Source organism: Njordella calcicola, from assembly GCF_056494125.1.
This window is the reverse complement of the sequence record NZ_CM151396.1, coordinates 6079109-6101330: the sequence shown is the minus strand read 5'-3', so window position 1 is coordinate 6101330 and position 22222 is coordinate 6079109. Positions and strand designations below refer to the sequence as shown.

At 52.7% G+C, this 22222-nt stretch carries 16 protein-coding genes; 10 read left to right on the top strand and 6 right to left on the bottom strand.

Annotated elements, in window-relative coordinates:
- Both SH302x_RS23530 and SH302x_RS23525 read right to left on the bottom strand, forming a co-directional pair.
- Entirely contained in the window at positions 1–585 is a 585-nt protein-coding gene (locus SH302x_RS23530; protein WP_479365302.1) for a hypothetical protein, read from the bottom strand.
- A gap of 65 nt (positions 586–650) precedes the next feature.
- On the bottom strand, positions 651–1925 hold the full coding sequence (locus SH302x_RS23525) for a class I SAM-dependent methyltransferase (RefSeq protein ID WP_479365300.1): 1275 nt from the start codon (positions 1923–1925) through the stop codon (positions 651–653).
- Positions 1926–2522: 597 nt separating this feature from the next.
- Here SH302x_RS23525 and leuC point away from each other — a divergent pair.
- The 6 genes from leuC to SH302x_RS23495 all read left to right on the top strand — a co-directional run bounded on the left by leuC (position 2523) and on the right by SH302x_RS23495 (position 9996).
- Positions 2523–3950, top strand: coding sequence for a 3-isopropylmalate dehydratase large subunit (leuC, locus tag SH302x_RS23520; RefSeq protein WP_479365298.1), 1428 nt, complete (start codon positions 2523–2525; stop codon positions 3948–3950).
- Between the two features lie 44 nt (positions 3951–3994).
- On the top strand, positions 3995–4591 hold the full coding sequence (leuD, locus tag SH302x_RS23515) for a 3-isopropylmalate dehydratase small subunit (RefSeq protein WP_479365296.1): 597 nt from the start codon (positions 3995–3997) through the stop codon (positions 4589–4591).
- An 80-nt stretch (positions 4592–4671) separates the two neighbouring features.
- Entirely contained in the window at positions 4672–8082 is a 3411-nt protein-coding gene (locus SH302x_RS23510) for an aminotransferase class I/II-fold pyridoxal phosphate-dependent enzyme (RefSeq protein WP_479365295.1), read from the top strand.
- Between the two features lie 49 nt (positions 8083–8131).
- Positions 8132–8935 carry a dienelactone hydrolase family protein gene (locus SH302x_RS23505; RefSeq protein ID WP_479365294.1) on the top strand — a complete coding sequence of 268 codons (804 nt, stop codon included), beginning with the start codon at positions 8132–8134 and terminating at the stop codon, positions 8933–8935.
- Between the two features lie 135 nt (positions 8936–9070).
- Entirely contained in the window at positions 9071–9508 is a 438-nt protein-coding gene (locus SH302x_RS23500; protein ID WP_479365292.1) for a hypothetical protein, read from the top strand.
- Positions 9509–9684: 176 nt separating this feature from the next.
- On the top strand, positions 9685–9996 hold the full coding sequence (locus SH302x_RS23495) for a hypothetical protein (protein WP_479365290.1): 312 nt from the start codon (positions 9685–9687) through the stop codon (positions 9994–9996).
- A gap of 90 nt (positions 9997–10086) precedes the next feature.
- Here SH302x_RS23495 and SH302x_RS23490 read toward each other — a convergent pair whose 3' ends face one another.
- Positions 10087–10794 (bottom strand): hypothetical protein, encoded by a 708-nt coding sequence (locus tag SH302x_RS23490; protein WP_479365288.1) that lies wholly within the window; start codon positions 10792–10794, stop codon positions 10087–10089.
- Between the two features lie 287 nt (positions 10795–11081).
- On the opposite strand from SH302x_RS23490, the gene SH302x_RS23485 reads away from it, so the two are divergent.
- The 3 genes from SH302x_RS23485 to SH302x_RS23475 all read left to right on the top strand — a co-directional run bounded on the left by SH302x_RS23485 (position 11082) and on the right by SH302x_RS23475 (position 14873).
- Entirely contained in the window at positions 11082–12179 is a 1098-nt protein-coding gene (locus SH302x_RS23485; RefSeq protein ID WP_479365287.1) for an isocitrate/isopropylmalate dehydrogenase family protein, read from the top strand.
- A 66-nt stretch (positions 12180–12245) separates the two neighbouring features.
- Positions 12246–13343, top strand: coding sequence for a tetraacyldisaccharide 4'-kinase (lpxK, locus tag SH302x_RS23480; protein ID WP_479365286.1), 1098 nt, complete (start codon positions 12246–12248; stop codon positions 13341–13343).
- A 180-nt stretch (positions 13344–13523) separates the two neighbouring features.
- A complete protein-coding gene (locus SH302x_RS23475) occupies positions 13524–14873 on the top strand; it encodes a hypothetical protein (RefSeq protein ID WP_479365285.1) in 1350 nt (449 codons plus the stop codon).
- Here the strand turns inward: SH302x_RS23475 and SH302x_RS23470 are convergent.
- From SH302x_RS23470 to SH302x_RS23460, 3 genes are read right to left on the bottom strand one after another with little or no spacing between them, the layout of a single operon-like run.
- Complete coding sequence (locus SH302x_RS23470; protein ID WP_479365283.1) at positions 14844–17228, bottom strand: multiheme c-type cytochrome; 2385 nt, start codon at positions 17226–17228, stop codon at positions 14844–14846. The genes SH302x_RS23475 and SH302x_RS23470 overlap by 30 nt on opposite strands.
- Positions 17229–17280: 52 nt before the next feature.
- The gene (locus SH302x_RS23465) at positions 17281–19815 is read right to left on the bottom strand and encodes a DEAD/DEAH box helicase (RefSeq protein WP_479365281.1); all 2535 of its coding nucleotides are present in this window, start codon (positions 19813–19815) and stop codon (positions 17281–17283) included.
- 50 nt (positions 19816–19865) lie between these two features.
- Positions 19866–20738, bottom strand: a complete 873-nt coding sequence (locus SH302x_RS23460; protein WP_479365280.1) for a serine/threonine protein kinase — start codon at positions 20736–20738, stop codon at positions 19866–19868.
- A 167-nt stretch (positions 20739–20905) separates the two neighbouring features.
- On the opposite strand from SH302x_RS23460, the gene SH302x_RS23455 reads away from it, so the two are divergent.
- The gene (locus tag SH302x_RS23455; RefSeq protein ID WP_479365278.1) at positions 20906–22216 is read left to right on the top strand and encodes a hemolysin family protein; all 1311 of its coding nucleotides are present in this window, start codon (positions 20906–20908) and stop codon (positions 22214–22216) included.
- Positions 22217–22222 lie beyond the last annotated feature (6 nt).

The window sequence follows — 22222 nt, the reverse complement described above, 5'->3', positions numbered from 1 at the left end:
TTAAGCGACCTTTCTCTGGACAACCATCATGCACTGGCGAGTGCCTTGAGCCTCAGTGGAAGAGGACTGGAACAGTTCGACCGCGTGGTTGGCTGCTAGTTGACTTGCGAGTCGATCGGCTTCAGCCTGTGACCAACAGCGGATGATCAAGGTGGAGCCATTCCGCTCGTCCAAGGTTTGCAGTTCGACGTGTCTGGCTAAAGCCTCTGACGACTGAAAGTTGTCTGCTTGGATCACAGCTACGATTTCGTCGTGCGTGAATCGTGATAAACGCGGGCCGGTAACAGCGTCATCGGCGGTTGGTTTGGGTGTATCGCTATAACCACGACCTTGCGGTACGGTTGTAGTTCGTTGGCCGGATCGCAAAAAGGCTAGTAGCAACGCATCCATTTCTTGACTCCCCATTGTAGGAGCAGAACCCGCGCTGGTCTGCCCTGTCGATGTTAACATAGGCTGAATGAGTGATTGAACAAAACCCGGGTTTCGTTCCAGCGTCTTTAGTACAAAACGCTGAGCCGAATGTCGAATCTTGTCTTCAATCTTCTTGAGACGACGCTTAAGTTTTTGACGTAACTTTCTCAACATTCAGCTTCTACTCAATGACATAAAATGTAGGTGTCTGGCCGGAAGGGCAACGACAGCAGCGTTCGCTAAGCAGCGATGCGGCGACTGACTTGCGTGCTCACAGCTTCGACCGTTGGCAGTGGGAACAACAACGAACCGCCGGACGCAAGATAGTCGGACTCTCGTTGGACAATTCCATCTCGGAAATGCCATGGTAAGACCATCAGATAGTCTGGTGATTCCGCTCGAGCGTCCGCTTCGGAAACGATTGGAATGTGAGTGCCGGGAGTGAAGCGTCCGAATTTCTCAGTGTTCACTTCGGCGATCGCTGGAATTTCATGTTCGGTGAAACCGCAGTACTGAAGAAGCACGTTCCCTTTGGTTGATGCACCATAACCATAGACCTTTTGTCCGCGGCGATTGATTTGTTCAACTGTCTTGCACAATTGGTCGCGGTGGGTTTTTACATCTTTACGGAACTGATGGTAAAGTTCCAAGCCAGAGTAGCCTTCAGCACGCTCTTTAGCGATCAGTTGATTCACTTTAAAGCTATTCGCTTTGTAGGGTGCATCTTTCTTGGCCGCGGTAACGCAAAAGCTACCGCCGTTGATATCATTCAGTTCGACATCTAGAATTTGAAGTCCAGCGGCTTCAGCCATCCATTGAATTTGAGTCACGCCATAGTAGCTAAGGTGCTCTTGGCAAACAGTATCGTAAGCCATGCGTTCAATCATCAAAGGCAGATAGCTTTGCTCGAAAACCCAGATACCATCGTCGGCCAAACAGGCTTCGATCTGTCGCATGAAGTCGGTGGGATCTTCCAAGTCATAGAACATCGCGATCGATGTGATGATCTTTGCTTTTTCTCCACCGAAGTGCTTTTGGAAAGCAGCCGCGTTGAAGAAGTCTGGGATCAGGTCCGCCCACTCTGGATAGTAGTTATGAAACTTCTTGCCGGTGGGGTCCATACCGATTAAGCGGTAGCCATTATCGCCATAGGCTCGCAAGGTCGTAGAGTCGTTGCTGCCAATGTCAAGGATGATGTCGCCCTGTTTCGGACTCGCAATCGCTTTGGCTTGAGCGACGCGGCTATGGAGATGACGAACCATGGATTGATTCAATCCTGATCGGTAACCGTAATTGTCACCATACATTTCGCCCAGCGGATAGGAATGCTTCATCTGAACAAGGCCGCAACCACCGTCGTCCTCCGAGCACTTCACAAGTTCGACTGGTCCCACCAGGATCTCTTCTTCCTTTGACTTTGGAAATATTCCGGTAAGAGCCTGATGGCCAAGATCAAGAATTGGAATCAGATTCTTGCTTCCACAAATTCGACAGCAATGAACTTCCTTGTACATTTGGCTTTGCACTCCTTTGAAAGCTTTCTATTTCCGGCAACATCTCCGTATTTCCATTGGTTGATACCCAATTGCATTGTTTTGATTCAATACGAATTTTCCGCCTTCGCAGAAATTCTGCGAACTTTCTAAACTGTTCATCTTGACGTTTTGATTGTTGGCCGCCGCCTTGCGTGCTGGAACGCTCAGATTCTGCCTGTCCATAAATACAAAGAGATAGCGGAAATCACTTCTAGAAAGGTCAGCCACGGATCTGGCAGAAACTGATCCCGGCGGACTACTTGCCTGCATTTTTTTCCACCTTCACCCCTAACCTAGAACTGCTGGGTTACGAACAATCGTTCGGCGGGAAGATTGATCAGTACGCTTCCAAGGCAAATTGGAATGCTCTTCAAGCGAAGTCGTGATCTGAAAGTTCGCTGGATTTGCTGGAAATTTGGCCTAACGAGTTCGACGTTGGCTGATTAAATTATGCCAACAGGATGAGGTTGCCGTCAGGACGAATTTCGACCCGCGCCCCCTCGTTCGGATTCCAATCCCCTCCGCACCACCCGCGTGGACGGTGACTACTCTCCATTTATTGATTGTTTTTGCAAAATGTCAGACAGCAAGGGTGCGAGCACGCCTCGCACAATGTTCCAGAAAATTTGGGATTCGCACGTCGTCCATCACGAGCCAAACGCTCAAACGATTCTCTACATCGATCTGCATTTGGTGCATGAAGTCACCAGCGCTCAAGCTTTTGAAGGTCTGCGATTGGCCGGCCGCAAGATTCGTCGGCCGGAGCGTACCATTGCGACCCCCGACCACAACGTTCCCACAGAAAACCGTGGCCTACCAATTGCCGATCCGATCGCCCGCAAACAAGTTGACACGCTACGCGAAAATTGCAAGGAATTCGGCGTACGGCTGTACGATTTGAATGACCGCGAACAAGGCATCGTCCATATTATTGGACCCGAACTGGGATACACCCAACCAGGCATGACCATCGTTTGCGGTGATTCACATACAGCGACCCACGGCGCGTTTGGCGCGTTGGCCTTCGGCATCGGGACCAGCGAGGTCGAACATGTGATGGCGACGCAAACGCTGCTGCAGTCGGTCCCCAAAACCTACGAACTGCGGGTGGATGGCAAACTCGCTCCCGGTGTCACCGCCAAGGATCTGATCCTGTACTTAATCGGCAAGCTGACAACCTCCGGCGGTACTGGTTATGTACTGGAGTACACGGGCGAAGTCGTGCGCAATCTAAGCATGGAAGAGCGAATGACGGTCTGCAATATGTCGATCGAGGCCGGTGCTCGAGCTGGGATGATCGCTCCTGACCAGAAAACCTATGACTACCTTCGCGGACGACCTTTTGCGCCCAAGGATTTTGAAGCCGCGGTCGCTCGCTGGAAGTCCTTGCCCAGCGACCCCGAGGCTAAGTACGACAAAGTCGACATCTATCGCGGAGAAGACATCGAACCTCAAGTGACCTGGGGCACCAACCCTGGCCAAGTCATTTCCGTGGGAGAAAAAATCCCTAGCCCAGACGATTTCGCGGACGCGACGGAAAGCAAATCGACCTCCAGTGCATTGGAGTACATGGGCTTGAAAGCTGGGACTCATTTGACCGATGTGAAAATCGATCGCGTCTTCATCGGTTCTTGCACGAATGCTCGCATTGAAGACTTGCGTGCGGCCGCCAGCGTGGTCCGCGGATATCGTGTCAGCAGTTCGGTCAATGCAATGGTGGTCCCAGGCAGCGGGCAAGTGAAATCACAGGCCGAAAAGGAAGGCTTGGATCGGATTTTCCGCGAGGCAGGATTTGATTGGCGTGAAGCGGGTTGCAGCATGTGCCTGGCAATGAACCCTGACCGTTTAGCACCCGGCGAACGATGTGCGTCGACGTCGAATCGAAACTTTGAAGGTCGACAGGGCAAGGGCGGGCGCACGCATTTGGTTTCCCCGGCGATGGCAGCGGCGGCGGCTATTGAAGGCCGTTTTGTCGACATCCGCGGTTGGTCCTACAACGTGTAGTCGCTGCTATTCCAGACCTTTTTTGAGCAATCTTTGAGAACAACATGCAAGCATTTATCAAGCATTCGGGAATCGTTGCGGCCATGGATCGGGCGAATGTAGATACCGACCAAATCATTCCCAAGCAATTCCTGAAGCGAATCGAACGTTCAGGCTTTGGTCAGTTTTTATTTTATGATTGGCGGTTCCAGGAGGATGGGAAGACGCCCAATCCGGAATTTGAACTCAACTTGGAACGCAACCAGGGGGCGACAATTCTGCTTGCAAAGCGAAATTTTGGCAGTGGTTCGTCTCGGGAACACGCAGTGTGGGCAATCGACGATTACGGGTTACGCTGTGTGATTGCTCCTTCTTTTGCCGATATCTTCTACAACAACTGTTTTAAAAATGGTGTGTTGCCGATTGTCCTAACAGAAGATGAAGTTTTTGAGCTTTTCCGCCGGCATGCGGCCAACACAACCTACGAATTGTCCATTGATTTGGAGACGCAAACGGTCCAGGACAAGGCGGGTTTTTCGGCCAGATTTGAACTGGATTCCTTTCGTAAGCACTGTCTGATGAACGGTTTAGACGATATCGGCTTGACTTTAATGCACGTCGCTAAGATCGACGCATTTGAGCAAGCACGCGTCGGGAACTGACAGGGTATTGGAATCCAAGTACAATTACGGAGCCCGTTCGCTCGTGAAGTCGGCTTTTTATTTCCTTACAGTCAGTTCAAATGTCAGCCACGGTTCCATCGATCGACAGCATTAGACAGCTCGATCTAAGCAACGTATTGCCAACCGATGCACCCTCTACCAATTTGGTAGATCGGCTTCAGTACTGGGCCAACACGCGTCCCAACTCTATCGCGTATTACTTCACCGACGGCGAAACCAATGACGATGCATCGTTGACGTTCGCTCAATTGGATCACGCCGCGCGAGCGGTAGCCGTCGAACTACTAAAGCAAGTGCAGCCGGGTGACCGAGCGATACTTATGTATCCGCCGGGGCTGGATTTCGTTATCGGTTATTTCGGGTGTTTGTACGCCGGCTGCGTCGCCGTCCCCGCGTTTCCACCGCGGCGCAATCGCAAAGGAATGCGGATTCAAAACATCGCGCAAGACTGTGCCGCGAAAGTGGGGCTGACCACGGCGGCAGCGAACCTGCAGATGCTCAAGGATGAAGGCACCGAGAAGGAGACGCGGCAACTGAAGCTGATCTCGACCGATCAAATCGACAAAACGTTGGCTATCCAATACCGGTCGGTGCCTCTCGCGCCAAATGATTTGGCGATGTTGCAGTACACCTCAGGATCAACGGGCCAGCCCAAGGGGGTGATGCTGACGCATGACAATCTGATTCGCAATTGCGAGATGATTACGTATCTGTTCAACTTGCGGGCCGATGCGATTGGTGTCAGTTGGTTACCGGCTTATCATGATATGGGTTTGATCGGCGGGATCTTGACCCCATTGTTCCTTGGCGTACCGATTTGTTTGATGAGTCCGATGGCATTTTTGCAGCGGCCCGTCCGCTGGCTGCGGGCGATCACCAAGTATCGTGGAACGGTTTCGGGGGCACCCAATTTTGCCTATCAGTTATGCGTCGACAAAGTTACCGAAGAAGAGATGAAGGATTTAGACCTCAGCTCTTGGAATGTCGCGTTTAACGGAGCTGAACCGGTTCGTTCCAATACGATGGAGCAGTTTACACGCAAGTTCGAGCGAGTCGGCTTTCGAAACACCACGCACTTGCCGACCTACGGCATGGCGGAAACGACTTTGATTGTGACAGCCGGACCTGGCAACAACGATCCGGTAGTCCATCACTTTCGCGGTCGGTTCTTGGACAAGCGCATTGTCGAACCGATTGACCCAAGCGATCCGGATGCCCGCGCATTGGTCGGTTGCGGTCGCGTTGCCCCCAACGAAACGGTATTGATTGTCGACGCAGATAACTTCAACGTATTGCAAGACGACGAAATCGGCGAGATTTGGATCAAGAGCCCCAGCGTCGGCAAGGGCTACTGGCAGAAGTCAGAGACCACGCGCGAAACGTTTGAAGCGTATTCCGCTGATGGCCAAGGTCCATTCTTGCGCAGCGGCGATCTAGGTTTCTTCCACGAAGGCCAGTTGTTTTTGGCCGGTCGCGTCAAGGATTCGATTATTGTTCGCGGAGTGAATCGGTATCCGCAAGATATCGAACAGACGGTCGAAGAATGCCATGAGTCGATTCAAAGCGGATCTGCGGCGGCATTTGCGGACCTCAGCGGTTCACGCGAGCGGTTGATTATTGCCGTTGAAGTACAGCGGTCGTTGGAAGAGGATTGGTCGCCGGTCATCGAATCGATACGCCGCAGCATTGTTCAAGTCCATGAATTGCCGCCCGATGCCGTTGTCTTAGTCCGCTCGGGCTCGCTGCCCAAGACATCCAGCGGCAAGATTCAGCGTCATGCCTGCTTGCAAGCGTTCCGTGAAAACTCGATGCGCATCATCGCTCAATGGATCGGCTGGGAAGAAAATGACGATGATGAAGCGCCCATGATCGCAGCTTCTACCGTCAAATCCACGCCTGCCTTCCAGCAGCATCGAGCGGTCACTACCAAAAAGACTCGCGACCCAGATGCCGAAATTGTGGAGTTGGTCAAACGCACGATTCGCAATGTGGCGGAGGACCGCGCCAAGATCCTCGATCTAGATACCAACATTGTGGTTGATTTAGGGCTCGACTCGCTGGAGCGATTGCAGATCGCCCATGCGTTGGAAACATCCTTTGGCGGACGATTTCCCGAAGAAGTGCTCAACGAAATCGAGACCGTGCGCGAAATCGCCGAAGCGCTCGAGCAGCATTTCGGTAAAGCAAAAATGCGGCAGGATGTGCCCGATGCTTTCCAGGAAGAGACGGTCTTGGATCGCGAAGTTCAACCTGCCGACTACCAATTCGACCAGTTGCCGGAGTACCGTCGGCTTCGTCGAACGATTGACCAGTTCGCTTTAACCGGCTTGCCTAATCCTTATTTTACCGTTCACGATTCTTTGACTCGTGATACCACCACGATCAATGGCAAGCAGTACATCAGTTTCGCCAGCTACAACTATCTAGGCATGAGCGGCGATCCAGCGATCACTGAAGCGGTAGTCGATGCGGTTCGTCAATACGGCACCAGCGTCTCCGCCTCGCGTTTGGTCAGCGGCGAAAAACCTCTGCACCGTCAATTGGAAACCTCGATTGCGGATTGGATTGGTGTGGATGATGCCGTGGTGATGGTCGGTGGTCATGCGACCAATGAAAGCGTGATTGGTCACTTGGTGGATGAAAAGGATTTAATCCTTCACGACTCATTGTCGCACAATAGCATCGTGCAAGGGGCATTGCTTTCGGGGGCTCGTCGCCGCGCGTTTGCTCATAATGATTGGGAAGAATTGGGAGCAATCCTGGAGCGATCTCGCAAACGTTTCCGCCGCGTGTTGGTGATTATCGAAGGCGTTTATAGCATGGACGGTGACTTCCCGAACTTGCCGAAATTCGTCGAGTTGACGCGTCAACACAACGCTTGGTTGATGGTCGACGAAGCGCACAGCATCGGCACGATGGGCAGCCGAGGGCATGGGATTGCCGAGCATTTTGGCATCAATCCCCGTGAAGTCGACATCTGGATGGGGACGCTCAGCAAGTCGTTTGGTTCCTGCGGCGGTTACATCGCGGGCAGCCATGCGTTGGTCGAGTACTTGAAGTACACAGCGCCCGGATTCGTCTTCAGCGTTGGCCTCTCGCCGACCAATGCGGCCGCTGCGCTTGCCTCGCTGAATGTTTTAAAGCGCGAGCCTCAACGTGTCAGTCGGCTGCATGAAGCCTCGCGATTGTTCTTGAGCGAAGTAAAAAAACATGGCTTGAACACTGGTAGCAGCAATGAGACGCCTGTGATCCCTGTCATCACAGGCAATTCACTGCATGCATTACAACTCTCAAGACGTTTATTCGAGCAAGGTATCAACGTACCGCCCATTCTTTACCCTGCCGTGGAAGAGTCGGCGGCTCGATTGCGTTTCTTCATCAACTCCACTCACACCAATCAGCAGATTATGTGTGCGGCAGAGCTAGTTGCAGAGAACTTGAAGAAGATAACACCGGAAGCCTTCCGTTAGATTCCACTCCACGTTCCACGTCTCGTTTTGCTTCGTGAGGTTTTAGATCATGCGTTTTAGTTTTGTGCTGGCGATCATGGTGATGTGCGTTCCAATGGCAGTCCATGCGGAAGTTCAAACTCGCACGATCGAATACCAGGATGGCGAGCAAGTTCTGGAAGGCGTGCTGGCTTGGGATGATACCAAGGTAAGTTTGGATGGGGCAAAGCAAGCCCCTGGCATCTTGATTGTCCATCAATGGTTGGGTGTCACCGATTACGAAATCGGACGCGCCAAGCAGTTGGCGGAATTAGGTTACGTTGCCTTTGCACTGGACATCTATGGAAAAGGAATTCGCCCGGAGTCGATGCAAGCCGCGGGAGCGAAATCTGGTGAGTTCAAGAGCAATCGCGCTCTGTATCGGCGGAGGTTGTTGCTTGGGCTGGAACAACTGAAGAAGGTACAGGCGGTGGAGTCCACCAAAGTTGCTGCGATTGGATATTGCTTTGGTGGCACGGGCGTATTGGAGTTGGCGAGGACCGGGGCCGATATCAGCGGTGTCGTCAGCTTCCATGGTGGGTTAGATTCACCCACCCCCCAAGATGGACAAAAGATCAAATCGAAGATTCTTGTTTTGCACGGAGCTGACGACCCTTTTATTGCGGAAGGGGACATCTACGCGATGAAGCAAGAGTTCAACGCAGCCAAAGTCGATTGGCAAATGGTCTACTATGCCAATGCGGTCCACTCGTTTACCCAGCCCATGGCTGGCAACGACAATTCGGCCGGGGCTGCCTACAACGAGAAAGCAGACAAGCGTTCGTGGCAAGCGATGAATGCCTTCTTCGACGAAGTCTTTCACGATGGCCAATAGTTGAAGCGGTTTGAGTCTTTTCTTCTCCTGCCTTTCATCGGAATAACATATACTCAATGGACGCAATTGAACTCACTGAGCACCAGTACGTATGCAGTGGTAGCGCAACATTTTAGAACCTAGAGGCAACCAGCCATGACTCGACTGCATACACGAAGCGAAAAGCTGTTTGGTTGGCTGCTGGTCGTTGGCTTTATTTTCTCGTCAGGTGCGGGCGGCATTCGTTCGAATTGCTGCTGCACCGTTCTCGATTGCAGCCAGCCTAATTCCGCTGTGCCGACGTCCAAAGCTTGTTGCCAAACCGCGGATGGTGATGCAAACATTTGTGAGGCGGGGGCATGCGGGGCTCTTTGTGACTCCGCTGTGGATGGCCGATGCTGCGAAGTTCGTTTGCCAGCCATGCTGCTGTACAACGAAAGTGAACAAGTTGAAAAAACAGACTGGCTAAGTTTGCCAAGCGGACCCTTCGCGCAAGTGTCCAAGCAAGTGACTGGAAGTCAGTTCGCGACAACTCCACTGTTTGGCCAAAGTGCGCAGGAACGCTGCGCCATGGATTCTACGTGGCAGAAATGACCGTCCATAAGGCGCCCTAAGCGCACTTTCTCTACCACGAGGCATTGTTCGGCAAGGGGGCTGACCCCTTAAGCAGATCGCTTCGCCTTGTTCTTTGTAGGACCATTGACCGATGGGTTAGTGTGTCAAATTTTGATATTTAGAATCTGACTAGCGAATTCTTTGGAGTAAAAAACATGTTGAAGAGCACATTATTATTTGGTTTTTTGGCACTGCTGGGTACGGGCTTTCTGGCGTCGGGTGCGTTGAGCACGCAGGGCACAGTGGCTGGTCTGGGATGTGTCTGCGGCGTATGCGAAACAGGCTGCGGATGTTGCAGCCAAGCAGAGTGTACTTGCGATGCTTGTGATTGCGACGCTTGTGATGCCTGTAGTGGAGACGTATCAACTGGCACAGCGTTGGTATCCAAGCGGGTTGAGAAAGCGAGCGGTGACGCGACCCAGGCTGCGTGCAGTTTGGGCGGCTGTTGCAGCAAAGCCGCCGAATAGGCCTGCTGGAATTACATTATTAGCCAGCTAGATTTGTTGGTCCAAGCTCAGAGCGTTTCCGATCGAATCGGAGACGCTCTTTTTCATGCGCTAAGGCCGCAGCGGCAAGTAGAAGAAATCGCGATCCGACATTGGTGGCGGTTCGGGTGCGGCTGGGTAATATTCGTCTTGGCCAGGAAGTAAGGCATTGCCGGGGCCCGGCAAGAAATTCCCAGGATTATTTTGGAAGGGGGATCCACCCCCGAAGCCACCGTCGAAATGGTTGCCGAAACCGGGGCCGAAACCGGGGCCGCCAACGCCGCCAATGCCGCCAACGCCGCCAGGCCCCATGCCATTGGCAGGAACGTTCGCGCCGTATGGCCAGTTCGCTCCGTAACCGCGTTGGAAAACACCGAAGTTTGTGTAGACCTGTGGAAGCTGTGGTCCCCACCCCTGATAGGGAACAGAGAATGGGCGATAGGGGTATCGCCATTCGCCGTAGGGCTGGACCGGAGCTCCGTATCGATCGACGCGGTGATAGTGGTCTGCTGAATTGTTGCCTTGAAGGCTACTGCGATGATGATGGAAGATACTGGTTTGCCTCAGTTCGTTGGCGTAGGTGGTTGGTTCCACGCCGGGCGCGAATTGATCGACGGCAATCCCATTTTGGTGGGTGTATGTCGAAGGCATTGTCGTCCAGTCGGCGGCTGCGAGCGAGCAGTTGCGACACTGCTGGGCGTACGCTGAGCGGCTGATAACGCCGCAGGACGAGATCACGAAGAGGACAATTGCGAGTGGGAATGCAGATGAGGTCTTCATTCCTTGCAGACTAATTGCATAGGTCAAGATTCCAACAAATTTGCCCGCGTTTTAAACAAAATTGCCTAGGGCTGGCTGGAAGACGACGTTCTGTAGCGATAAGTCCACTTGTGCTGGCAGCAGAAATTCGACTGGTTACTTCGATAAGGTTGTTCGCTGTGTTGACGATTTAGCTTAACGGAAGATACTGTGGGACATAAATCGTGTCGACCTGGGCCATGGGCTGGGCTATGTTGGCGTCCTTGATACCAATTATTGCCCTGCATGCAGGGAGAAGGAAGTTGGCTATGGCCTATGATGTAACGTTGATCACCGGTGATGGAACCGGTCCTGAATTGGCCGAAGCGGCACGACGATGCGTCGATGCAACTGGTGTGAAAATCAATTGGGATGTGCAGGAAGCTGGCGTCGATGTGATGGAACGCTTGGGAACTCCGATTCCCGACAGCACCATCGATAGTGTACGGCGAACGCGTTGTGCGCTGAAGTCTCCGATAACCACGCCGGTGGGCAGTGGTTTTCGCAGCATCAACGTTTACTTGCGCCAGGAGCTTGGCCTGTTTGCTTGTATCCGTCCATGCAAGGTTTATCCTGGCGTGCGCACTTTCTTCGCCGATGCCGGAGTCGATTTGGTCATCGTTCGCGAAAACACCGAGGACCTGTATGCCGGCGTTGAATTTGAAGCTGGCACGCAAGCAAACTCGCAGTTGATCGACTTTATCAACAGTTTGCCCAGTGACAAAAAAATAAAGACCAAGGCTGAAGAAACCGGCATTTCGATTAAGCCTATAAGCGTTTCGGGGACACAGCGAATTGTGCGCTGTGCGTTTGAGTACGCGCGTGAGAATGGTCGCAAGAAAGTTACGGCTGTTCATAAGGCGAACATCATGAAGTTCAGCGACGGGCTCTATCTGAGAACAGCGACGGAAGTTGCCAAAGAGTTTCCGGACATCGAATTCGAAGAACGAATTGTTGACAACATGTGTATGCAGTTGACGCAGAAGCCAGAATTGTATGATGTGTTGGTGTTGCCGAATTTGTACGGCGATATCATCAGCGATTTAGGCGCGGGCTTGATCGGTGGTTTGGGGCTGGCACCGGGTGCCAATCTGGGTCCCAATGGTGCCGTGTTTGAGGCGACTCATGGCAGTGCACCCAAGTACAAAGGGTTGAATAAAGTCAATCCCACGGCTTTAATCCTATCGGGGATGCTGATGCTGAAGCATCTGGGCGAAACCGCTGCGTCCGAGAAGCTGGAAGCTGCAGTTGCTGCTGTCATCCAAGAAGGTAAAGACGTTACATATGATTTGAAGCCGCATCGCGATGATCCAACGGCGGTTGGAACTCGGGAAATGGCTGATGCGATCTGTGCGAAAATGCGGTAGCAAGTGGTTATTCCGCTTTTATAGATATGGAATCTTTTTCACGCTAACAGAACGGCTCTCGGCACAATGGCTTTTTTTAAGAAAGTATTGAGCGGCGAGGACCGACGATTTTCCGCAATGTTTCTGCGGAGTGTCGCTTGGCTAGCCAGCAAGCCGTACGCGGGGGCGATTCGCCTGCGCAATGTCGGCTACGATAAAGGTTGGTTGAAATCTGAGGCGGCAGATATTCCTGTCATATCAGTAGGCAATTTGACTGTCGGTGGTACAGGGAAAACACCTGCAGTCGCTATGGTGTGCCGATATCTAAGGCGGAAAGGCGTGCGCGTAGCCGTCATCTCGAGGGGTTACGGCGCGGGTGAAAGCGGTCGCAATGACGAAGCCATGGAATTGGAACTGCAATTGCCCGATGTGCCACATGTGCAGAACCCAGATCGAATTGCTGCCGCCAAGTTGGCTTACGAAGAATTGGACGTCCAAATCATTGTCATGGATGATGGGTTTCAGCATCGACGTTTGAAGCGCGATTTAGAAATTGTACTGCTCGATTCGACAGAACCGTTCGGCTACGGTCATCTATTACCGCGAGGGTTACTGCGCGAGTCGGTCAGCAGTTTACGGCGCGCGGATGTCGTCATTGCAACCCGCGCCGATCAAGTCGAAGAGCAATCTTTGGCGACCATTCGCACTCGGATGCAGCGTTATGCGACGCACTGCGGATGGGCTGAGGCGGTGCATCGTCCTGTTCAGTTGCGCGGCAGCGACGGTGCTCTCGAGCCGATGTCGATGCTTCGCGGCAAACGGTGTATTCTCTTTTGCGGAATCGGCAATCCACGAGCATTTGCCGAAACGGTCCAACGCGCTGGAGCCAGCGTGCAGCACCTGATAGAGTTTCCGGACCATCATCGATACACGGCCGAGGACATTCAGAAGATCGAAGAAGAAACCGCGAAAGCAGCTTGTGGCAGCGAGCCCAGCGATTGGGTCGTGCTGTGTACTGGCAAAGACCTTGCGAAAGTCAACATTGTTGGCTTCGATGGAGTGCCGCTGTATGCCGTCGATATCGAAATGGAGTTGCGTTATGGCCGCGAAGCGTTCGAGGAACGGATTGATCAGCTTTTAGTTGCTTCTCGCATTGCGATTGAGAATTCCGATTTGCCCTTATAACCGTCTCCATCCGAATTTTCGGTAAACGTTAAAGTGCAAACGTAATTTCCACATAGTCCATGCACTTGATCGTCTTAGCAGCATCCTAAACTTTTCACGGTAGTCTCTTGAAGGATCGATGGTAGTCGATCGTACCTGCAGATGACCGCGAGGATTCCTTTGGAATAAAGTTAAGCGTTTGTGATGATAGAGCAATTAAGCCTTGTTGCCGTTGGACTGGTATTGTTATTGGCAGTTTCCATGCTGATACCAACGCGTCGTCGCGTATCAGAGTCTGCCGTGAGGCATGTCGTGCAAGCGGACGCAACCGACACAACAGATCTGATTCGTCTGCTGTATGGTTTGGCCATTCAAGGTTGGAAACGCAGCGATGCGCTAGCTCATGTCTCAACGCAGACGTCGATCGACGACACTTTGCTTCCGGGCGATGCGATCTACAGCCAACTTAATGAATCCGCTCCGCAAAATTGGTTAGATACAAAAAGCAAGCAGCTTGATCGTGAGGCTTTGGTTAACCTGTGTGAGGCAAGCGTTCAGGCCGATGAAACGGGTTGGTGCTTGTTCTCTTTCGCTGGGCAATTGACCCCCGAAGCCGCAGGGGAGCCTAACCCGTTGCAGTTGGAGTTGGGTTTTCGAACGGTCGCCAAACAATGGGCAAAAACCTTAAGTCCATTGGGTCTGGTGGCGGGACTCCCCGGCAACCAGTTGATTCTTGCCATCCCATTCTGTGGTAGTGAAGATCGTTATCAAGGCCAAACAGCTCTTGCTCAAATGTTGCATTCTACGTTTACGGGAAGCACCATCGAGGTCAATGACGCAAAGCTTCAAGTCGCATGTTCGACTCGGTTCAGCCAGATCGTAAGCGGTCAGTCAATTGCTGAAGCGATTGATTTGTTCTCGAGCAGCCAAGCTGAATCGGAGACCATACAGGCTTATCGCGAAAGCTCCTGGAACGACATTTCGGTAGAGGCTCGCCAGAGCAATTCCGCTGCTAATGTTGCTCGGCCCATGCGTCAGTCAGATTCGGATGACAATGACAGTGAAAGCGTCGTCAGTCCGGAAGAAATCGAACAACTGTTGGCTGGCAACAAGAATAAACCAGCAGCGATGTGCATTAAGGATGAACCTGAAGCACCAACCAAGGCCAGCGAGCCACCGGCGGAGAAGCGAGTCACCAAGTCACCCGCGGTACCGGAGCAAGAAGTGGATGCTCGGCCGGTTGCAGACAAGCAAGAGGCGACGAGCGATGCGGTTACAGCCGACGATATCGAAGAATTGTTTGCCATTGCTCGCAAACGCAAAGAGCCAAACGAAACGGTCGACGAAGTCCACGTGCCAAGTAGCCCGATTGCAGCGGAACTTGATCAGGTAGAAGCGAATGTGGCCGAAGATCTCGCCGCGATCCAGGAGTCAGTTGCGGAAGCTAGTTCGGATGTTGATGAATCGCAGGCCAATGAAGTGGACTCCAAGGAAGCCGTAACGGCCGATGATATTGCCAAACTATTCGCGGCTGCTCGCGCGAATGTTTAGCTGCGGCAACAACTGTTGAAAATCCATATTGTTTGGATACATCTTCAGCACTCGTCGCGTTTCGTCGATCGCCTCATCGTACTTTTGAAGTTTCTCCAGCAGCAGCACGTAAGTGAGCGCAAATTCGCTGGACTGCGTATCAAGCTCTGTCGCTAACTTGAGAAACTTTTCCGCGTTGGCGAGATCTTGATTGAGGTAATACGATAATCCTAGCCGGTTTGCAATCGATGGGTTCGTGGGAGCGTATCCAAAGTCGCGTAAGAGCAAAGGCAACTCTTCCGAGCGCAGTTTAGTGGCCTTCTCGCGGAGGCTGCCCCCCAAAGCTGGATTGGTCGAATCGTTGCTAGCAGCTAATTGCTCCAATAAGGATGCAAGGTTGGTTCGCGGGCCAACCATAGAAGGCTCAATGCGGATGGCGTCTTCGTAATGTTTGACTGCCGCTGGCAGGTTTGCTAACTGTTGTTCCAAAATGCCAAGGCTAAAATTACCCGCGGATCGGTCGTTGTCCAAACGCAGGCAATCTCGGAATTCGTTGAGGGCCGCTAGTGCGTCAGGCTCGCGGAACGGATTCACCACTGGCAACAACGAAGATGCCGTTCTGGCGGCTTCGACTCTTACCGAACGCACATCGTCTCGGAACAATGGCTTGATGATCGCCAGTCGGCGATTGGGGTCGGGTTCGCCCATCGCTGCGGAAGCTGCCGAGGCGCGAATTAGAGCAGACGGATCTTTTCTGGCCTGGATCGCTTCGGCAGCAGCCACCGTTGGAGCGATACGCAACAGGTCCTGGAGAGCTGTCGCTCGCGCGATGGCAGGAGCTTCTTCACCACGTTTGCTCAGTAATTCCAGCAACAGCTTTTCGGCGTCTGGTTGGACCGGATTGGTCCGCGAAGCATGCAACGCAGTGGCAAAATGGTAAGGGCGTTTTCGATTCTCGCCATACCAGCGGTTGCAAGCTTCATCACTCCATTGATCGACACGCTGAATCTCGGCCGCAATCTCGGTATCTCCCGCTCGAGCAGCATTCATCCAATCAAGATACTGCGTTAGCTTCGCATGTTTGTCGGGCGAAATATTTTCCAATGTAAGGTGGCAGCCTGTGCAAGCGTTGGGTGTACCAAGCTGTACGCTTAAGTCTGGACGCGGCAAACGAATCGAATGATCGCGGCGGGCATCGACTTCCATGTAAGTTGTGCTAGGCATATGGCAATTGACACAACTGGCCCCTGCGCCACCCATTTTATGGAAATGATGAGCTGGCGTGTCGTACTTGAAGCCGGGATGCTGATGGCACGAGGTGCACACTTGATTTCCATCATGCTTCAATCGAGCTGAGTGAGGGTCGTGGCAGTCAGTGCAACGTATGCCCTTGTGGTACATCTTGCTCTGGATGAAAGAGCCATGCACATAATCTTCCTCCTTGACTTGCCCATCATCGAAGTACAAGGTTTCAGTAAGTAGACTTTCTAGGTAGAAATCGGCATAAGGTTGGCCCGCTTGATGCCCTTCAGCCACCATGCCTCGTCGCGAGTGGCAAGGCGCGCACGATTGGATTTGTGACTCTGCACTGGACTTTAAGTCCGCTAAACCATGTCCATGGATCGGATCCTTGCGATAGAAAGTACGGTTTGCCAGTTCGAGATGGATACTCGCTGGCCCGTGGCAACTTTCGCAACTGACATCGATTTCTGAGAACGTGGTGCGATAGCGACCTTCTGCAACATCGAAGTTCTTTTTCAAGTTAGTGCTGTGGCAAACGGCACACATATTGTTCCAGCGTTGAGCTGGCCCACTCCACGCCAGTTCATCGTCGGCGGCTAAGGTACCGTGCACATCGGGAGGGTCTAAGTGGAACCACTGCTTGCGATCGGTATCCCAAGACCAACGCAAGATTTGCACGCGGCCGAGTTCGTTCGCGTTGGTCGGTCGCGATTGTGTCGCTTTGTCAGGCACGCTGACCATGTATTGCTGCAGCGGTTCAATGCCGAAAGTCCACTGGATCTCAAAGGTTGCAAGCTGGCCATTTTCATCATCCGTTTCGACATGGAAGCGGTCTTGCTGGCGAAAGAATCGAGCTCGCTGTCCGCTTTCTTCGAGCCAAATGTTATCGAACGAGGCCAGCACGCTCTGCGGCGTTGCCTCTTGCATGGCGCAATCATGATGCGATCCTGCATACAAATTGACTTGTTCCTGATGGCATGCAGCGCAGCTTTGACGGCCAACATACTGCGGTTGCAAGTCTGCGGCTAAAGGACGATACAGTGTGCTGGATATGAGAATCCCCCCCAAGGCAGTGATCGCCGTGAGGCTCAACAAGATCCATGGCCATCGACCAAAACGGGAAAAACTAGACACTGACACAAACTACCTTGTTGATATTCTTTTAACCATTAGTCACCTAGTTGCACTACGTACGACGCAGGGCTCGCTTTTGATTTCCAATCAGCAGTTCGTCGTTGGCTAACTTGGCTTGCAAGACTTCATCGGTGCTTTCGGGATCGACGGCATGGCAACTGACGCTCAAGCGGTCGATCAAATCGTCGAACATATATTCCCATTGCTCCGGCTCGCTGCCTAGCGGAGGGATGGAAGCAAACTCATCACATAGCATAATAAAACGCAGCACGTGCCGAAATAGAATCCCTTCTTGTTTTTGCAGTCCGCGAGCGGCAACAAACTTAAAGAAATCTCCGCCGAACACCAGCAGTTCGCCGACGACCCAGACGCCTCGCACATTGATATCTTCAACTCCACGAATATCCTGCCGGAAGAGTAAGTGAATTTTTTCTCCCAATGACAGCGGCCTGGGGGGAGGAATGCGTCGACCAAACTCCTCGGGCGGCGCGTCGTCGTCATCGTCGTCCTCGGACCATTTCCCCATAATCTCAGGAACCGTAGCTAGGCCTTCCGCTAGCAAGCGACCGTGAAGTCGCTCGGTGGCCAATGGACCAAAGGGCAATTCCTCTGGCGGGGGGACACGAACGTCGTTGGCCACGTTGGGCGGTAGCTCCAAAATGCTCTCCAACGCTAAAATTCGTTCGGTCTGATCTGCATGCAATAGGAGATCGGCCATGTAGAGTCCAAAGAGTGGATTGACGCTGCGCATTCGCAGCAACAATTCGAGTTCTTCGGTCGGATAAGCATGGATCGGTTTGTAGTCGGCCAGTTCAAATTGATCATCAACGATAGCCGCGGTAGGATCTACAGGCTTCGTGGGCAATTCTTCATCGTCATCAAAAGCGGTCGCGGTCTCGTTGGAATCGGACTGGGCGGGAGAAGGCGATGGCGAAGAGGACTTGAGTTGCACTTTGGAAAGATCGACGTTTGCAAACAGTCCATCGAGTTTTGGTTTGAAGTTGTCGGGAGCAGGCTTGGCGTTTGTTTGGTTAACGCTGCTGGTTGTCGAGCTAATCTTGATTGGCGGTGGATCGAGTTTGATGTACTTTGCTGAATGTAAAGTAATCAGCATGCGGTTGAGGCGTTTTTGTGAGCGTTCGATATTGGCGGCGTTTAACAAACGACGACCGACCAAGTCCCGCAGCGGCTGGACTTCAGATGACTGCAGCAGCATGTAAGCCAGCAATCGCCATGGCAAGTCGCCTTTGCTTTCGAGTCTAGCCGCAGCCGCCGTTCGCAGTTGTTCGAACTGAGCTGCTGTCCAATAGGTTTCCCCCTCGCGTCGCTTGGGCATCTTTTTCTTCAAAGCTTTTTTAGCTTGCAACAGTTTCGGGTCCTTCGTGTCCTCGGGAATCGAATCATATTTTTGTCGCCAGCGCAGCAGCTTGACATCGTCCTCATGGGCCAAGGCGTAGACAAAGCCTTCTTTGTCGAACTGAGGTCGCCCAGCGCGTCCAAAAATTTGTTGGGCGGTAGCGGTTTCAACGAGTCGCTTTTTGTTCTTTGGTCCTTTCATGATAGTCGGTAAGACAACTGCGCGAGCGGGCAGATTGATACCAGCCGAGAGGGTCTCGGTACACACGGTGACACTCAGCAATTTTTCTTGGAACAAGCTTTCCACAATCCGGCGATAGATCGGCAGGACACCCGCATGGTGAACTCCAATGCCGCGTTGCAAGATCGCCTTCAGTTTCGGGCCAGCGCCTTTGGAGAGGTCGTAGCTGCTCAAGCGATCTGCCAAGACCGCTTGGCGTGCCTTGTCGACCATGCGTTTGCCCTTGAGCAGTTCGGCCACTTGCCAGCACTGGTCGCGATTGAAGCAGAACAGCAACGCTGGCGTCCGTCGCGTGATTTCATCGCCCTCAAACATGTATTCCATGTGCTCGTCCAGCAGTTTATCGTCGACCCAGTGGAACGCGAGCGGGACTTTGCGCTCGGTGCCTTGCACCAATTCCAAGTGACGTCCGTGAGCGCGACGTAGCCAACCGAGAAAGTCGATGCTGTTGCCGACGGTGGCTGAAAGCAGCAGCGTCTTGATGTGCTTCGGTAGAAAACCGAGCGTCATCTCCCAGACGATCCCGCGATCGTTATCGTTAAAGCAATGAAACTCATCCATGACCACGGCCAGACAGTTTTGCAGTTGGAAAGCGTCTGGATGCAACAAGCGATTAAGCAAGATTTCAGCGACGACGACCAGAATGGGGGCATCTGGGTTTACGCGACGACTGCCGGTGACTAAGCCTACGCTGCTTTCGGGATATCCCCAACGTTGCACGGTCGCTTTGAGTTCCTCCAGCTTTTGGTCTGTCAATGCGATGAGAGGAGTGGTGTAGTAGCATTGCTTGCCGGTCCGCAGCGCTTCATAGATGGCCGCCTCAGCGATCAACGTTTTGCCGGTACCGGTCGGAGCACACACCAGTACGCCTTGATCGCTGGTGTAGTACGCCAGCAGTGCTTCTTCTTGAACCGGATAGGGAGGATACAACAGTCGCTCAAAGTACTCGGCGGCAATCGTGTCACGGTCTGGGATGTTCGTTTCGTTCATGATGGGTAGTGTACCGCAAGTTGCGTTGACTACCTACACACGACGCCAACTCAAACGTCGATCGAAGTTGATTTTGCAATCTGCTTGAGGAATTGATCGATGCTGGGCAATCGTAAATTCGCGTTGGGGTGCATGGCGTCCATGACGGCGCGACCGACTGCTTTGTCGAGAGTTGGCCGATATTCCCAAATACTACGCGGTGGCGAGGTGTCGTGATGCAGGGCCGCCATTCCGGTCGTGTCCGTAATTGGCCAAGGCAATTCAAATGTCAGCATGTGGTAGCAGGTCACGGCAAAGGAAAACACGTCCACGCGTTGATCGGTAGGTTTGCGACGCACGACCTCCGGAGCCATGTACAGCGGAGTTCCCGTGCGATTGCCTTCACGCATGAAGGGGGCCGTGGCTGGGACAGACAAACCAAAGTCGATGAGCTTGATGGTCTCTAGATCGCTGGTGCAAATGTAGTTGCGAGGGCAGATATCGCGATGGATGTAGCCTTGTTTATGGACATAGTCGAGCGCTTCGGCCATCTGGCGGATCAATTTCAACTCCCGTCCGCGGATTCTTTCGTCGCGTTCAGCGATCACCACCTGCAAGCCGGGGCCATCGATAAACTCCATCACCAAGTACGGCAAACCCTTGTTGGTGACGCCGTACTCATAGGTTTTAGCAATGAGCGGGTGTTTCATCGACATTGCGATGACTCCCTCGGACGGTTTGTTCAAGCCCTTGAAGCGGCTCTCAAAGAACTTGACCTTCTCAGCATCGCACAGCTTGACCCCGACAATTTCCTTGCGTTCGTGGTCCCGAGCCACAAAAAAGTTGCTCATCGTGCCGGAAACTGCGGACCGTAGACGTTCGAAACGCAATTCGACGTCGATGGCTGATTTTCGCTGGAAGAGGTTTCGGAGTTTGTCTAGCATCGATGAGATTCCGCTTTTTAAGATTTCAATGACAAGGTACGTCGCATTCTACGCGCGAAGTCGCTACCATGTGGAGGGATCGCGCTGCAAATGCGTCGTGGGCATGAATCGTTTGTGCTTCACGCTATAGATTAGTTTAGTTTCAAATTGAAAAAACGTCCTCCAGAGTGGACAATAACACACTTTTTGCGCTGATTATTGCCGTAATCATGATTCTCGTGAACGGCTTTTTTGTAGCAGCGGAATTCGCGCTGGTCAAACTTCGCCCCAGCCGCATCGAACAATTGATCGATGAACGACGGCTTTTCGCGAAAACTGCGAGATGGCTTTCGTTGCGGCTGGAGCCTTCATTATCGGTCTGTCAGCTAGGAATCACAATGGCTTCGTTGGCCTTGGGATGGGTAGGCGAACCGGCATTTTCTAAATTAGTCGAGCCCGTGCTACGCTTCGTTGGCGTCGAATCTGACCGCGTAATCCACATTGTCGGATTTATCATCGCGTTCGGCGCAATCACCGCACTGCATCTCATTATCGGCGAGCAAGCTCCCAAGATTTTTGCCATTCGACGGCCCGAAGCGATGTTGCTGGCGTGTGCTCCGCTGCTGAAAGTATTCTACATCCTCAGCTATCCGCTGATGATGGCCTTGAATATTTCCACTAGTACTCTGCTGCGATTCTTAGGTTTGGGCGATGCAGATGGTCATGCGACGCCCTACACCGAAGCGGAACTGCGAACGCTGCTGCATGAATCGCAAGTCCATGGACATGTGACGCGCACCGAACGCGAGCTTATCGATGCGGTTTTTGATTTCGACCATATTGTCTGCCGCAGGATTATGGTGCCCCGCAATGATGTGGAGTATATCGACATCAATGAGGACCCTGTGGAAGCCTTTGCGGCGATCAAACGTCACAAGCATACGCGGTATCCGGTCTGCGATGGTTCGTTGGACGATGTGCTGGGCGTACTGCATATCAAAGATCTCATGGGCAAGACAGTAGACTCCAATTTCGATTGGAAGTCAGTCATGCGGCCGCCCAAGAAGGTGCCTGAGAACATGCCGATCAACCGGCTGTTGTCGCACTTTCAGGGCACTCATCAGCACATGGCCTTTGTGGTTGACGAATATGGGACCATCATCGGGGTCGTCACCTTGGAGAACGTTGTCGAAGAAATCGTTGGCAACGTCGCAGATGAATTTGACACCGAGAACCCTGAGATCGTCCCCGATGGTCCAGGGGCCTACATCATCGAAGGCACTACGGCGGTAGAGGATGTCGAGACACGACTGGGGATCAAGTTTGAAGATGTCGATGTAGATACTTTCGGCGGCCTCTTAATGCACAAAACACAGCGACTGCTGGCCGCTGGCGACGAAGTGAAGTTAGATGGCTTGGCAGCAAAGGTTCTGTCAGTGGCTGATGATCGCGTGACGAAAGTCCGCATCCAGTTAGATACCGATGGCGTAGCGGACTGATTTGAA

What these genes read in the sequence shown, in the direction of transcription:
- SH302x_RS23505 (WP_479365294.1), top strand. Translation starts at nt 8,132, where the DNA reads ATGCGTTTTAGTTTTGTGCTGGCGATCATGGTGATGTGCGTTCCAATG.
- SH302x_RS23500 (WP_479365292.1), top strand. Translation starts at nt 9,071, where the DNA reads ATGACTCGACTGCATACACGAAGCGAAAAGCTGTTTGGTTGGCTGCTG.
- SH302x_RS23465 (WP_479365281.1), bottom strand. Translation starts at nt 19,815, where the DNA reads ATGAACGAAACGAACATCCCAGACCGTGACACGATTGCCGCCGAGTAC.
- SH302x_RS23525 (WP_479365300.1), bottom strand. Translation starts at nt 1,925, where the DNA reads ATGTACAAGGAAGTTCATTGCTGTCGAATTTGTGGAAGCAAGAATCTG.
- leuD (WP_479365296.1), top strand. Translation starts at nt 3,995, where the DNA reads ATGCAAGCATTTATCAAGCATTCGGGAATCGTTGCGGCCATGGATCGG.
- SH302x_RS23490 (WP_479365288.1), bottom strand. Translation starts at nt 10,794, where the DNA reads ATGAAGACCTCATCTGCATTCCCACTCGCAATTGTCCTCTTCGTGATC.
- lpxK (WP_479365286.1), top strand. Translation starts at nt 12,246, where the DNA reads ATGGCTTTTTTTAAGAAAGTATTGAGCGGCGAGGACCGACGATTTTCC.
- SH302x_RS23510 (WP_479365295.1), top strand. Translation starts at nt 4,672, where the DNA reads ATGTCAGCCACGGTTCCATCGATCGACAGCATTAGACAGCTCGATCTA.
- SH302x_RS23460 (WP_479365280.1), bottom strand. Translation starts at nt 20,738, where the DNA reads ATGCTAGACAAACTCCGAAACCTCTTCCAGCGAAAATCAGCCATCGAC.
- leuC (WP_479365298.1), top strand. Translation starts at nt 2,523, where the DNA reads ATGTCAGACAGCAAGGGTGCGAGCACGCCTCGCACAATGTTCCAGAAA.
- SH302x_RS23530 (WP_479365302.1), bottom strand. Translation starts at nt 585, where the DNA reads ATGTTGAGAAAGTTACGTCAAAAACTTAAGCGTCGTCTCAAGAAGATT.
- SH302x_RS23485 (WP_479365287.1), top strand. Translation starts at nt 11,082, where the DNA reads ATGGCCTATGATGTAACGTTGATCACCGGTGATGGAACCGGTCCTGAA.
- SH302x_RS23495 (WP_479365290.1), top strand. Translation starts at nt 9,685, where the DNA reads ATGTTGAAGAGCACATTATTATTTGGTTTTTTGGCACTGCTGGGTACG.